This is a genomic window from Bartonella sp. TS25HLJMH (assembly GCF_042193505.1).
Taxonomy (GTDB): domain Bacteria; phylum Pseudomonadota; class Alphaproteobacteria; order Rhizobiales; family Rhizobiaceae; genus Bartonella; species Bartonella grahamii.
On sequence record NZ_JBHILV010000007.1, the window covers coordinates 13,116 to 27,411 of the forward strand.

At 37.5% G+C, this 14,296-nt stretch carries 11 protein-coding genes; 4 read left to right on the forward strand and 7 right to left on the reverse strand.

What is annotated here, in order from left to right; translation table 11 throughout:
- Window positions 1-15: 15 nt before the first annotated feature.
- The 5 genes from glmS to ACFINF_RS04555 all read right to left on the reverse strand — a co-directional run bounded on the left by glmS (window position 16) and on the right by ACFINF_RS04555 (window position 5,560).
- Complete coding sequence (gene glmS / locus ACFINF_RS04535) at window positions 16-1,839, reverse strand: glutamine--fructose-6-phosphate transaminase (isomerizing) (RefSeq protein WP_375619854.1); 1,824 nt, start codon at window positions 1,837-1,839, stop codon at window positions 16-18.
- Between the two features lie 173 nt (window positions 1,840-2,012).
- Entirely contained in the window at window positions 2,013-3,362 is a 1,350-nt protein-coding gene (glmU, locus tag ACFINF_RS04540; RefSeq protein WP_375619855.1) for a bifunctional UDP-N-acetylglucosamine diphosphorylase/glucosamine-1-phosphate N-acetyltransferase GlmU, read from the reverse strand.
- Between the two features lie 14 nt (window positions 3,363-3,376).
- Window positions 3,377-4,162: a cytochrome c biogenesis CcdA family protein gene (locus ACFINF_RS04545; protein ID WP_375619856.1), complete on the reverse strand. Its 786-nt coding sequence runs from the start codon at window positions 4,160-4,162 to the stop codon at window positions 3,377-3,379.
- Between the two features lie 45 nt (window positions 4,163-4,207).
- Window positions 4,208-5,197 (reverse strand): carboxypeptidase regulatory-like domain-containing protein, encoded by a 990-nt coding sequence (locus tag ACFINF_RS04550; protein WP_375619914.1) that lies wholly within the window; start codon window positions 5,195-5,197, stop codon window positions 4,208-4,210.
- Between the two features lie 39 nt (window positions 5,198-5,236).
- Window positions 5,237-5,560, reverse strand: a complete 324-nt coding sequence (locus ACFINF_RS04555) for an iron-sulfur cluster assembly accessory protein (RefSeq protein WP_015856510.1) — start codon at window positions 5,558-5,560, stop codon at window positions 5,237-5,239.
- Window positions 5,561-5,668: 108 nt separating this feature from the next.
- Here ACFINF_RS04555 and ACFINF_RS04560 point away from each other — a divergent pair, with 108 nt between their 5' ends.
- The 3 genes from ACFINF_RS04560 (at window position 5,669) to ACFINF_RS04570 (ending at window position 11,327) form a co-directional block, all read left to right on the forward strand.
- Window positions 5,669-6,871: a deoxyguanosinetriphosphate triphosphohydrolase gene (locus ACFINF_RS04560; protein ID WP_375619857.1), complete on the forward strand. Its 1,203-nt coding sequence runs from the start codon at window positions 5,669-5,671 to the stop codon at window positions 6,869-6,871.
- 30 nt (window positions 6,872-6,901) lie between these two features.
- A complete protein-coding gene (gene argS / locus ACFINF_RS04565; protein WP_375619858.1) occupies window positions 6,902-8,659 on the forward strand; it encodes an arginine--tRNA ligase in 1,758 nt (585 codons plus the stop codon).
- A gap of 151 nt (window positions 8,660-8,810) precedes the next feature.
- Window positions 8,811-11,327, forward strand: a complete 2,517-nt coding sequence (locus tag ACFINF_RS04570) for an SPOR domain-containing protein (RefSeq protein ID WP_375619859.1) — start codon at window positions 8,811-8,813, stop codon at window positions 11,325-11,327.
- 176 nt (window positions 11,328-11,503) lie between these two features.
- Here ACFINF_RS04570 and ACFINF_RS04575 read toward each other — a convergent pair whose 3' ends face one another.
- Window positions 11,504-11,779, reverse strand: coding sequence for a hypothetical protein (locus ACFINF_RS04575; RefSeq protein ID WP_375619860.1), 276 nt, complete (start codon window positions 11,777-11,779; stop codon window positions 11,504-11,506).
- 306 nt (window positions 11,780-12,085) lie between these two features.
- On the opposite strand from ACFINF_RS04575, the gene ACFINF_RS04580 reads away from it, so the two are divergent.
- Entirely contained in the window at window positions 12,086-13,192 is a 1,107-nt protein-coding gene (locus ACFINF_RS04580) for a branched-chain amino acid aminotransferase (protein WP_375619861.1), read from the forward strand.
- 104 nt (window positions 13,193-13,296) lie between these two features.
- Here the strand turns inward: ACFINF_RS04580 and glpX are convergent, their stop codons facing one another.
- Window positions 13,297-14,283 (reverse strand): class II fructose-bisphosphatase, encoded by a 987-nt coding sequence (glpX, locus tag ACFINF_RS04585; RefSeq protein ID WP_015856516.1) that lies wholly within the window; start codon window positions 14,281-14,283, stop codon window positions 13,297-13,299.
- Window positions 14,284-14,296 lie beyond the last annotated feature (13 nt).

Consider the following 14,296-nt stretch of genomic DNA (forward strand, 5'->3'; position numbering starts at 1 on the left):
TTCAGAAATATACTTTTATTCAACCGTGACTGATTTTGCTAAGTTACGGGGTTGATCAACATCTGTTCCTAATAAAACAGCCGTATGATAAGCGATTAACTGAACAGGAAGTGCATAAATAATAGGAGAAATAAATTCTGGAACATCTGGCAAAGTGATCGTTGATAAAGTCTTAAGATAGGCTACTTCTGCTCCTTTTTTATCGGTTATTAAAATAATACGACCATTACGCGCTACCACTTCTTGTATATTAGAAAAAGTTTTTTCAAACCACCGATCATAAGGTGCAACAACAATAACAGGTATTGTTTCATCCACCAAGGCAATTGGTCCATGCTTCAACTCACCCGCCGCATAACCTTCAGCATGAATATAAGAAAGCTCTTTCAGTTTAAGGGCTCCCTCCAAAGCAATCGGATAAGAAGTCCCACGTCCCAGATAAAGAATACTTTTTGCATTCACTAAATCACGACAAACACATTCAATTTTGCTCTCTAATTTTAAGACCTCATTTAAAATACGTGGAACTTCTGCCAACTGTTGTACCAATTGCTGTTCCATTTGAGCCGAGAGATAGCCACGTTGTTTAGCCGCACTAAGTGCTAGTGAAGCAAGCGTTGCCAATTGACAGGTAAAAGCTTTTGTTGACGCAACACCAATTTCCGGTCCGGCAAGTGTTGGGAGAATAAAATCAGCCTCCCTTGCCATTGTTGATTGCTCTACATTCACAATTGTTGCTGTTTTTACACCCCGCTCACGACAATAACGCAAAGAAGCCAATGTATCAGCTGTCTCACCAGATTGAGAAACAAACAGCGACAACACATCGGACGTTATAGGAGGTTCACGATAACGAAACTCCGAAGCAACATCATTATCAACACTTAAAGCGGCAAATTTCTCAAACCAATAGCGCGCAACTAAGGTTGAATAATAAGCCGTCCCACAACTCGCAAAAAGGAGACGATGAATATTTTTCCAATCAATCAAATTCTCAAAGGGGCGAACAGCATAATTTCCAAGATCAAGATAATGCGCCAAATTATGAGAAATCACTTCAGGTTGTTCAAACATTTCCTTGTGCATAAAATGACGATGATTACCCTTAGAAATCAATAAAGCCTCTTCAAGTAATGTTGTCACAGGACGTTTTACCGGTTGATTATATACATCGTAAATTGTGACACCTTCCCGTGTAAGAACAGCCCAATCCCCATCTTCCATATAGCTAATATGATCAACGAATGGTGCCAAAGCAATCGCATCTGACCCCACAAAAAATTCATCTTTTCCATAACCAATTGCCAGAGGTGGACCAGAACGAGCCGCAATCATAAGGTTATCTTCACCTTCGAAAATAAGAGCAATAGCAAAAGCCCCCTGCAGCCTTTTCCAACTGGTACGTATAGCTTCTTGCGGAGAAAGACCATCTTTTAATGCACGCGTTATTAAATGTGCAACAACTTCCGTATCCGTATCTGTTTCAAAGATATAACCATCCTCTATGAGTTCCTTTTGCAATTCTACAAAATTTTCAATAATACCATTATGAACAATCGCAAGCTTTTCAGTCACATGGGGATGCGCATTGCGTTCAACAGCAATTCCATGCGTAGCCCAACGGGTATGACCAATCCCTAAACTTCCCTCCAGAGGTGTTTTTTTTAATTTTTCTTCTAAATGAACAAGCTTCCCCTCAGCACGTACACGATAAAGATGCCCATTATGGACTGTTGCCACCCCAGATGAATCATACCCTCTATATTCAAGACGTTTTAACCCCTCAACCAAAGAGGACGTAACACACCTCTTTCCAAGAATTCCAATAATTCCACACATTAAAAAGCTCCAACCCACATCTTAAAGATTTAAATTTTATAAAACAATCCAACAGCTTTTATTTAAAACTATAAATAATAAAATAATTCAAACATGGAGTACGGCAATCTTTAAGAATAAACATCCTATCCATCGTTAGATTAACACGAAACAAAGAAATAGACTGAAAATAATCATTTTTTATGTTTGTTTTCTAACAAGCGCTCTCGAAATTTTGTCGCATAGCCCTCTTTTATAACCTGTCGTGCACGCCCAAAAGCCATACTGTTCATAGGAATATTTTCAGTAATAACACTTCCTGAAGCAACATAAGAGCCATCCCCTATTACCAATGGTGAAACAAGTGCCGTATTAGACCCAACAAAAGCATAATCACCAATCATGGTTTTATATTTGTTAAATCCATCATAATTGCAAGTAATCGTACCAGCTCCAATATTGGTATGTGCACCAATTTCGGCATCACCAATATAACTTAAATGATTGATTTTAGAAGATTCTCCTACCTTAGCTTGTTTGACTTCACAAAAATTTCCAATCTTTACGGACTTCGCCAACTCTGTTCCAGGACGCAAACGTGCATAAGGACCAATCTGTGCATCCTTACCAACTACAGCACCCTCAAGATAACTAAATGCATGAATAACAGCACCAGATTGTACTTTCACGCTTAATCCAAAATAAACATTTGGTTCTATCACCACCCCTGGTTCAATTTCTGTATCATAAGAAAAATAGAGTGTTTCTGGTTTTAAGAGTGTAACACCTGATAACATTAAATCACGCGCTTTACGTTTTTGCCACAAAGAATCAGCCTCAGAAAGTTCAAGACTGTTATTAATTCCTACAATATCTTCAAAAGGAACTTCAACAACACGCACATTTAATCCTTCGCGTGTTGCAAGAGCAGCAATATCTGTTAAATAATATTCTTTTTTCACATTGTTATTACCAACCTTCTCTAAAAGAGAAAGTGCATGTTTTCCACATATAGCGAGTATTCCACCGTTACAAAAAGAAATCTTTTTTTCTTCATCGCTAGCGCCTTTTTCTTCTACAATTGCGATCAATTGACCATTTTTCTCGATCAAACGCCCATAACCTGTGGGATTTTCGGTATGAAAACCTGCAAAAACAACATCTGCTCCATCAGCAAGCTGTGCACGCATTTGGTGCAATGAATCTTGCTGAATGAGAGGCGTATCCCCAAAAACAATGAGAACATCATCCACTTCCTTTTGCAAAGCTAAACGAGCAGATAAAACAGCATGAGCAGTTCCTAAACGCTCTTTTTGTTCAAAAATCATCACATCTTTTACAAATGACTGAACAACGCGCGTAACCTCCTTAGCACCAAATCCCACAACGACTGCTAATTGTGAAGAGCCTACCAATTCTATTTGTTTTAGAACATGGCATATAAGAGGCAATCCAGCAATTTTATGAAGTACCTTAGGCAGAGACGATTTCATGCGCGTCCCCTCACCTGCAGCAAGAACAATAGAAAGACAACTTCTAACCATAAAAACACATAAGACTAACGAGAAAATCCAAAAAAATTCATAATATCGTGCCAACGAATATCTTCAATATAACTCAACGAAGGATAATGTTCTAAAAGCCAAAATGAAAGATCCTGCATAGAGCCTGTTAAAAACAAAATTCCTGTAAGAATAAGAAAAACACCAATAATTTTTTCAACTTTTCCTAAATGAATACGAAAAGCTCCTAAAAATCGCATAAAACTGCTCGAAAATAAAGCTGCCAACATAAAAGGAATAGCAAGACCTAATGCATAAACCGCTAATAGAATAGCTCCCTCTCCCACAGTTTCTTTTGTTCCAGCAAGCGTTATAATAGGGCCTAAAATGGGGCCAATACACGGTGTCCAACCAAAAGCAAAAGCTAAACCAATAATATACGCGCCTAAAGGGCCAGCAGGTGTTTTTTTGGTCTGAAAACGCGCTTCACGAAATAAAAAAGCGATCTTGAAAATCCCTAAAAAATTTAAACCAAAAATAATAATGACAATTCCAGCAGCAAGAGCAAACCAATCACGATAATAACCGATGAATTTCCCAATTGTGCTAGCACTGGCACCTAAAGCAACAAAAACAGTTGTAAACCCGAGAACAAAAGCAATAACAGAAGACAATAAAGCCCACCGTATAAAGACTTTCTCATCACGATTTTCTGAACGAAAATCATCAATACCAACACCTGCCATATAGCACAAATAAGGAGGAACTAATGGCAAAACACAGGGCGACAAAAAAGAGAGCGCCCCAGCAAAAAACACACCAACTGTTGAAATTTCAATCAAAACTCATACCCCGTCTCTCATCATAGTTACCCCCATAAATAACGATCAATCCACATCTTCATCAATTCGTTGCATATTTTGCTCATTCGCCACCACACTTATATCTTCATCATGACCAGAAACGACTGAAAAAACTTTTTGATAGATTTTATCTTTATTTTTAGCAATTGCAATATACTCTCCCTCCGCTAACACGAGTGAAACATAAGCACCAACTGTTTCATAAACGATATCACCAGAATCATTGGCAAGAGACCAACTTGTATCTGCAAGCGCTTCCCCTCCTTCTTGTCGTACCAGCTTTAAGACAATCTGAGCAGCCTGATGTTCAAGGGTAACTTCTGTCATTTTACCAGCATCCACTTGAATATCCGAACGAGCCGTCGCATTAATAGAACCATAATGGGAAGCAACATGGTAGCGGCCAGCTTTTAAACGTACAACTGATTGGGGTTTAATATTTGATAAAATCACCCCCGTATCATCATTTTCTTTTTCATCCTCATAAATGGTAAAACGTAATTCCTTTTCATTCATTACACCATTGAGCAGTGTTGCATTTAAAATGACACCACCAGCCTCAAGATTAAAGTTTTTTACAAGACTCTGTCCATTTTTTAAACGAATATGGCGCACAGCACTCATATGACCAAATGAGACATGAACAAGATAACTTCCTGGTTCGAGATCAAAACGTGCACTTCCCCCCTTATAGGTTGCCACTAATGGTAATTTATTATCAATCCCTAGAATAGGGACATAAACCCGCCAGATAAGCCCTTTTTCAATATCCGGATGACTATTTGTTAATCGAGCATTCAAAATGAGTTGTGTTTGAGATGCTACATTTTCTTTTTCCTGCTCTTGAGACTTTACAATAAAACTCCTTGATTGTCCCTGCTGCTGATCTTTCCCTTCTCCTTCTTCAGAAAAAGCACAGTGGCTCCAGATCAATAAAGTAAGCACCACGCACAACCATACACATCGGTGCACTATTTTTATAAGAATACCCATTTTCACATTGTTGACCAACATGATATTTTTTTCAAGAAACAATATCACAAAGCCATCATTTTAAATTGAAAAACTCACACCACAACCACATGATGAAACAGCATTGGGATTGTGGATTTGAAAAGACTGCCCCATAAGATCATCAACAAAATCAATCTCAGCTCCTTCCATGAAAGGAAGTGATAGTAAATCAATAAACACAACTGCCCCATCTTTTTTGAGAACGAGGTCATCTTTACACATTTCAGAAACCAAGTCATATTTATAAGAAAAACCAGAACACCCACCACCTTCAACAGAAATACGCAATGCTATTTTATCGGGTTCACGCAAAAGTATCTGTGCAATTTTTTTGGCAGCAACATCTGAAATTTTCACATTCATTTTATATATCCTTGCATTAAACCATCAAGAAAGAGTATTCCATACTCAAAGAGCAGTTTATTTGTCATAAACCACTCTCAATTTTAAGATGATAATGGGCAACTTGCAATGGATATAGGCAATATCAACTTTAATTACCAATCTCGAGCAGTGTACAGTGCTCATCCGCAAACAAGCCGTGGTAGATTATTCCATGAAACGATGAGCACCACACGCTCACCTTTTCAACGAGATAGAGATCGTATTATCCATTCTAATGCATTTCGACGTCTTAAACATAAAACGCAAGTGTTTATTGCTGACGAAAGCGATCATTATCGTACTCGCCTAACCCATTCCATAGAGGTCTCTCAAATTGCAAGAACATTAGCCCGTGCCCTTTGTCTTGATGAAGACCTTGCCGAAGCCATTGCCCTTGTTCACGACTTTGGACACACGCCCTTTGGCCATGCTGGAGAAGATGCACTTAATGAAGCTATGGTACATTATGGCGGCTTTGATCATAATGCACAAGCATTACGCATTGTCACAAAACTAGAACAGCGCTATGCAAATTTTGATGGACTTAACCTTACATGGGAAACCCTCGAAGGACTTGTAAAGCATAATGGTCCCCTTTTAGGTCCTCACGCGAAGAATAAGGAAATTCCTATCGATATTTTACAATACAATGCAGAGCAAGACCTTGCACTCGATTGTTTTGCAGGACTAGAAGCGCAATGTGCTGCTATTGCAGATGATATCGCATACAATGCGCATGATATTGATGATGGTCTACGTTCGCAATTTTTAACACTCGATCAATTTGAAGATGTTTCACTAACAGCAGCAATATTAAAAGATATAACAGATGAGCATCCCCACCTCGACCAAGCGCGTCGCGGTTACACACTTGTACGAAGACAAATAACAACCATGGTTGAAGATGTTATCAAACAATCAGAAGAAAATTTAGCACGCATCAAACCAACATGCATAAACGATATTCACCAAGCAAAACAAACTATTGTCACCTTTTCACCAACAATGACTGTTTATGAAAAAGAACTAAAAAACTTTTTATTTAAAAATCTTTACTACCATAAACAAGTTCTTAGTCGTCGCAATGCAGCAAAATGCATTGTACAAAAATTATTCAATTGTTATTATGAAAAACCAAATACAATGCCTGAAAGTTGGCAGAGCAAAACAGTGCACTTAAAAAATCAAGAGTTAGCACGTTTGATTGCTGACTTTCTTTCAGGCATGACAGATCACTACGCTCTACGTGAATATCACCGGTTATTTGACCATACAGATAATTTCGTCTAATGGCTTTTGGCATCATCATGGAAGCTAAATATGAATATCTTTAAAAACTTCGAAAAAAAAATTAAGAGATCAATTGAATTATCTGATATAAAAGGAAAAAATGGAGAAGATCTAGATTTATCAAAAATCACTGTTGATCCTCCGCGTGATTCCTCCCATGGTCATTTATCAACCAATGCTGCTATGGTGCTTGCAAAATCTATTGGAATCAATCCACGTGCACTTGCAGATAAAATCATAGAACTTCTTAAAAATGATTCCTCTATCGAAAATATAGATGTTGCCGGTCCTGGTTTTATAAATATAAAGCTTACAAAATTATTTTGGCAAGATACTATAAAATCCATGCTTGAATTAGGCACTTCTTATGGTCGTATCCCAATGGGACAAGGAAAACGCGTCAATGTTGAATATGTCTCAGCAAATCCGACAGGACCAATGCATGTAGGACATTGCCGCGGAGCGGTTATTGGAGATGTTCTCTCCAATTTGCTGCAATTTACGGGCTATGACATTACGAAAGAATATTATATCAATGATGCTGGTCAACAAATCGAAGTCCTCGCCCACTCTGTACTATTGCGCTATCGTGAGGCTCTTGGGCAAGAAATTAATGAAATTCCAGAAGGACTCTATCCTGGAGAATACTTGATACCATTGGGACAATCACTTGCTCAAGAGTTTGGTGACCAACTCCTCACGATGGATAAAGATGAAGCCTTATCTCTTGTGAAAGAACGTGCAATTCATGCAATGATGTCCATGATTCGCGAAGATTTGGCTGCTCTTAATATTTATCATGATATCTTTTTCTCTGAGCGAATGCTTTATGCAGATAATGCACGCGCCATTCGTAACACCATCAACGACCTCACTTTAAATGGTTATATCTACAAAGGAAAACTCCCCCCTCCCAAGGGGCAAAATACAGAAGACTGGGAACCAAGTGAACAAACTTTGTTCCGTTCAACAAATGTTGGTGATGACCAAGACCGTGTTTTAGTCAAATCTGATGGTTCTTACACTTACTTTGCTGCTGATGTTGCTTATTTTCGGGATAAATTTAATCGTCATTTTGATGAAATGATTTATATTCTAGGCGCAGACCATGCTGGCTATGTAAAGCGGCTAGAGGCAATGGCAAAAGCAATTTCTGGGGATAAAGCTAAATTAAGCGTCTTCTTATGTCAATTGGTAAAACTTTTTCGCAACGGTCATCCTGTACGCATGTCAAAAAGAGCAGGATCTTTTGTCACTTTACGGGATGTTGTCGAAGAGGTTGGGCGTGATCCTGTGCGTTTTATGATGCTATACCGTAAGTGTGAAGCACCTCTTGATTTTGATTTTGCAAAAGTAACAGAACAATCAAAAGATAACCCCATCTTTTACGTACAATATGCAAGTGCACGCTGTCACTCAGTCTTTCGTCAAGCACAAGAAGCGCTTCATATTAAAAGCTTTTCAAATGATACATTAATCGCCCATCTTCATCGATTAACAGATGACCATGAAATATTGTTAATACGCAAACTTTCTGAATATCCACGTATCATTGAACAGGCCGTCGTTCATAAGGAACCGCATCGATTAGCGTTTTATCTTTATGACCTTGCCTCCAGCTTTCACACCCATTGGAATAAAGGGAGTGAAAGTCTCAATTTACGCTTTATTCAACCTGATGATAAAGAGTTATCCTTTGCAAGATTGGGGTTGATACAAGCTGTTATCAATATTTTATCATCAGGACTTACCATCATAGGAGTCGAAGCACCAATAGAAATGCGTTGAAAAAGTTCTATAAATACATACAATAGGTACTCTATTGATAAACTTTTTCATGTATCCTTGCATGAGAGGGGGAAAATTTATAATTTTAATATAATAAATCAAAATCAACCATTGATTGCACGCAGATGCAAATCACCATGTGAGAAAAGCTATGAGCGATAACGATCGCAAAAATCTACACGAAACAAAACACGATCATGAACACCATGATCCTTTGGAAAGGCTTACGCGCATTTTTAATCCGCACCAACAAAGCGGAAACCAAAATGAGCAATCTTCTTTACAGACAGATCGATCAACATCTCACCCCGAAACATCATCCCATGATGATGATTTTGATTTGTCCTTTCTAGAAGAAGAACTTGAAAATAATTTAGCACATGACTTACCGTTTGATGATCAAAAAAAACAATGGGACTTGCATGCAACCAGCAACGCAACAGCCTCAGATATTGCACAAGCTGCTTCTTTCAACCATTCAAAACAAAATAATTTATCTGAAGAGAAATATTCTTCACCTAGCAGTCATGATGAAGAACAAATTTTAGATGAGCTTTCTCCATTACCAATCCCAAAGAATCAATCCCCTCAACAGAATACAACAGCAACCAGTGCTGATCCTTTTTTTAAAAAAAGTAATCTTATTTCACAATCAGAATCAGAAAATTTCTTTTTTGATAAATCTGAAAGACGCGAAAATAAGAAAGAGATTCCAGAATCTGTTGAACGAACCAAGCGTTTTTCACAAACAAATTCACAACAGCCTGAAACTACGAATATACAACAAACTTATGATGACAATCAAAACCTCTATGTCACTCCCATAAACCATCCCTATAAAATTTCAGCTGATCAAGAAAATTGGATCAAAAAAGATTATCCTGATGTCTCCTCTTCTACAGAGGCAAATGAGTTTTTCTCATCTTCTAACCTTGTGTCAGAAAGACAAAACACTACCAGAAATCAAACAAAAAGTACCTTCTCCTCACCCTTGGATTCTCCACCAGTTGATAGACAATCTTATTTAAAGGGGGCTTCACAAAAAGATCATACAACCAATTATCCCCATTTTTTTGAAGAAAACCCCTCACAACAAGAAACTTATAACGAAAAAGTTCCAATATATAATGAGGCCCAAGCCCAATACATCAATAACACCGAAGATGCCTCTAACCCAAATAGAGAAATTTCATATAATGAAAATAATTCTGATGAGTTTCTTTCCTCATCAGCCTCTTTGAATACAAAACAAACGGATGGCTTTTTTGCCCATAACTATACGCACAGAGATACTCCCCCTCCCAATGTTGATACTTATAAATTTTCAGAGGAAATCGTAGAAAAAACTGGCCCTATTATGGTTCCAGAAGTCCCATATGAAGCGCCAGAATATGATGTGCCAACTAGTGGTGGTTTAGAAGAAGAATTTGCTGATGTACTCAATGTGGGAAATGTCCCAACGGATAACTTTTCTCAAAAACAACAGAAAAATGAGGTTTTTAGTGAAGTTTTTCATCAGTCTATGCAAAATTCAAAAGAAGGTGTTTATATAAACTCTAAAGAACAAAATTCCGACTATTTTTCTTCTGCTAATATGGAATATAATTTTCCCCCTTTTAGCGAGAATTCATCATACACAAGCTCAGATGAGGTTCCCACGCATCCACCAGCTCCTCCTCCCTTAAAAAGTTTTATTTTTGGTAAAACTTTCATTAAAGGTATTTTTATACTTATTTTAATAGGAATTGGATTTGCTGGTTATTCGCACTTTTTTATGCCATCACAAAAAAATGAAGAAACAGTCATTATCCACGCTGATAATGCGCCTTTTAAATTCAAACCAGAAACAACTGAACCGAAAAATGATGTTGCACATAATTTAGATATCTATAAACAAACAACTGAACAAAATGAGAAACAAGAAAATACACAACAATTTCTTATTGATAACTCTGAACAACCTGAAAATTTAAAAGAATTAAACCCTGAAGAATCTTCAAATGTTTCATCTTCTTCTTTAAATGAATCTGATGTTGAAGATGCAGTCACAGAGGCCATAAACCACACTATTCCCACGCAAGAAATACAAACTGTTATTGTAAATCAAGATGGTACAGTTACACTAGCTCCCGTACATCAAACAAAGAGCAAAACTGCTGCTCAATCTGAAGAAAACATTGATCAAACTCCTAATGAACTTCAAGATTCGTCCCTTGTTTCGTCGCATGATTCTGATATAAACAATCAAGAAATAGACCATGATCTCAAGAATAATATTGATAAAATAATAGCAGAAAATACTTCTAGCTCAAATATTGAAGAAAAATTTATCCCTATTCCTTCTCATGCAGAAAGAAATACACAAGTTGAAACACCCACCGCGTCTCGCCCCACATCACCGAACAGAGTCGCAGCACAAAATTCAGAAAGTTATTACGTACAACTTGCATCTCAACCAACGCATGAGCTAGCTAGAGGTTCTTTAAAAAATATGAAATCTAAATTTGGATTCCTTATCGGTGCCCGTTCTTTAAATATTCAACCTGCTTTTATACCAGGAAAAGGTACTTATTACCGTGTTCGGATTCAAACGCAAAGCCGTAACGAAGCCATAAATCTTTGTGAAGACATAAAGAGTTTTGGAGGAAGCTGCTTCATCACACGCTAAACCAACAATGCAACAGTTACTAAAACTGTTGCATTGTTTATTTCCATAACATTTAATTACTTATTGAAAACTTCAGGAATTAAAATCATCCAATCTTTTTTATGCCTTTGTGCTGACTTTATTCTTTAATCTACGTCGATTTTCGTCCCATCTAAAAGATTATATTTATGAAAAAATCACTGCGTACCCTTATAAGTATAAGGTACAGAAGGAAACGAATTTAAATCTTTTTTGGGCGTTGTTACGCTTTGGCTTGTTTCTGGAGTATTATAACGCGAACTATGTTCAGGAGATTTTGCAAAAAAAGATCCTAAAAAACCAAAAATAAACCAGATAATAACGACCGCAAGAAGAATAGCAAAAATACCCTTAGCAATTGAAACACGTTGTTCACTATCTCTTCTTTCTGCGTCCATACGTTCTTCATATGTGTGATAATTTTTATCAATCATGGTAGATTCCTTTTCTCAATTCCCTTACCTTTTAATTTCTAGAAAATATGCATATATGAAATTATTCAGATACTTATTTTGAGAAAACGATAATTATAGACAAAAGTTCCAGCTTACTTCATAAAGTTGAGAAAAAGAGGTGATAATAGAATTAAAATATCTATCATAGCCTTTGAACTCTATAATAAACCTCTTTGTGTTCTATAATAAAACATTGACACAAAGGTTTTGTTAATAATAGAGTTATGATCAAAATATCTCATTATTTTTATTAATAAAAATAAAACATATTCAAAAGGTTTTTTTATGAAATCTCCTATATCGTCGCTTCCCTTTAAAATAGAAAAACACCCATCTCCTCTGTCAGAAGAAAAACGTGAAAAAATTTTAAAAAGTCCCGGTTTTGGTCAATTTTTTACAGACCACATGTGTACTATTCAATGGACTGAAGACAAAGGCTGGCATAATGCCATCATTTCTCAATACAAAGCTTTAGAAATTACCCCTGCAAGTACCGTTTTACATTACGGACAGGAGATTTTTGAGGGTTTAAAAGCATATCGTGCAAAAGATGAGCGCATCTTGCTCTTCCGTCCTGATGCTAATGCACAACGCTTTATAGAATCAGCGAGGCGTTTAGCTATGCCAGAATTGCCAAAAGATATTTTTCTGGATGCCGTTCATCAATTAGTAAAAATTGATCAAAAATGGGTTTCTGATCATCCCAACGCTAGCCTCTATATCCGTCCATTTATGTTTGGCAATGAAAACTTTTTAGGAGTCCGCCCTTCTCAAGAATATCTTTTTTGTATCATAGCTTCTCCAGTTGAATCTTATTTCAAAGGAGAAGAAAAATCTGTCAGTGTATGGATTGAAACAGATTATAGCCGCGCTGGTCCAGGGGGCACAGGGGCTGCAAAATGTGGCGGAAACTATGCAGCAAGCTTACTGGCACAAAAGTGCGCAACGCAAAATAATTGTAGCCAAGTACTCTTTCTTGATATGATTGAACATAAATGGATTGAAGAACTTGGTGGTATGAATGTCTGCTTTATTATGGCAGATAGTACACTTGTAACCCCTGCCCTTAACGGCACTATTCTTCCAGGGATAACTCGTGATTCAATCTTAAGATTAGCTCAACAAATGGGATTAAAAATAGAAGAGCGTCCTTATTCTTTTGCAGCGCTTCAAGAAGATGCAAAGAGTGGACACCTTAAAGAAGTCTTTGCTTGTGGTACAGCTGCCGTTGTCACATCAATTGGTCGTTTTAAATATAAAGGGGGAGAATTTATTATTGGAAATGAAACAGTTGGAGAAATTACAAAGCAGCTTCGTACACAATTGGTTGGCCTTCAAAAAGGGAACATAGAAGATAAAAATGGCTGGGTTCATTCTGTCCAGCTCTCATAATAATAAGATATTCTCATATCTATAAACGCTTCCATGAAAATAGATTCATGGAAGCGTATTTCCTAAAAAACTCCCTCTATTTTTAGTGACGAAAAAAGAAAACATTAATCAAATTTTGAATGATCTCTATGCTGCGCTTTAATATTACGGACTGTACCCGTATGGGAGCGCATTACGAGAGTTTCCGTTTGAATGTAACGAGATGTAAATTTAACACCAGAAAGCATATTGCCATCTGTCACCCCTGTTGCTGCAAACAAAACATCACCCTTTGCCATTTCTTCCATTGTATAAGCTTTATTGGGATCACTAATCCCCATTTTAGCTGCACGAGCAATTTTCTCTTCTGTATCTAGCAGCAAACGACCTTGCATCTGTCCTCCAATACAGCGCAAAGCAGCAGAAGCTAAAACACCTTCAGGTGCTCCCCCAATCCCCATATAGATATCAATACCTGTTTCTTCTGGATCAGTTGTATCAATAACAGCAGCAACATCTCCATCCCCAATCAAGCGAATCGATGCCCCTGTCGCTCGTACTTCATTAATTAACTTTTCATGACGAGGCCTATCCATAATACAAACAACAATCTGATTAACAGCCACTCCTTTAGCCTTCGCAAGAGCATGGATATTATCGGTAGGACAAGCATCTATATCTACTACTCCCTTTGGATAACCAGGACCAATAGCAATTTTTTTCATATAAACATCAGGAGCATAAAGGAGATTACCTTTTTCAGCAATTGCAACTACTGCCAAAGAATTGGCAATATTTTTAGCACAAAGTGTTGTTCCCTCTAGTGGATCAAGTGCAATATCGATCGCCAATCCACTTTGAAGACCTACTTTTTCTCCAATATAAAGCATAGGTGCTTCATCCCGCTCACCTTCACCAATCACCACTGTACCATCAATAGGCAATCGATTAAGTTCCTGCCGCATTGCATCTACAGCAGCCTGATCCGCAGCTTTTTCATCGCCACGTCCGCGCCAGCGTGCAGCAGCAACAGCAGCACGTTCAGTAACACGTACCAATTCAAGCGTCAAAATACGATCAAGTCCATTTAAAATCTTCTGAGTTGTGGGCATATGAAAAAATCCT

Coding starts and splice junctions, on each gene's coding strand:
- ACFINF_RS04550 (WP_375619914.1), bottom strand. CDS start 5,197: ATGTTGGTCAACAATGTGAAAATGGGTATTCTTATAAAAATAGTGCAC.
- argS (WP_375619858.1), top strand. CDS start 6,902: ATGAATATCTTTAAAAACTTCGAAAAAAAAATTAAGAGATCAATTGAA.
- ACFINF_RS04555 (WP_015856510.1), bottom strand. CDS start 5,560: ATGAATGTGAAAATTTCAGATGTTGCTGCCAAAAAAATTGCACAGATA.
- ACFINF_RS04560 (WP_375619857.1), top strand. CDS start 5,669: ATGGATATAGGCAATATCAACTTTAATTACCAATCTCGAGCAGTGTAC.
- glmU (WP_375619855.1), bottom strand. CDS start 3,362: ATGGTTAGAAGTTGTCTTTCTATTGTTCTTGCTGCAGGTGAGGGGACG.
- glmS (WP_375619854.1), bottom strand. CDS start 1,839: ATGTGTGGAATTATTGGAATTCTTGGAAAGAGGTGTGTTACGTCCTCT.
- glpX (WP_015856516.1), bottom strand. CDS start 14,283: ATGCCCACAACTCAGAAGATTTTAAATGGACTTGATCGTATTTTGACG.
- ACFINF_RS04580 (WP_375619861.1), top strand. CDS start 12,086: ATGAAATCTCCTATATCGTCGCTTCCCTTTAAAATAGAAAAACACCCA.
- ACFINF_RS04575 (WP_375619860.1), bottom strand. CDS start 11,779: ATGATTGATAAAAATTATCACACATATGAAGAACGTATGGACGCAGAA.
- ACFINF_RS04570 (WP_375619859.1), top strand. CDS start 8,811: ATGAGCGATAACGATCGCAAAAATCTACACGAAACAAAACACGATCAT.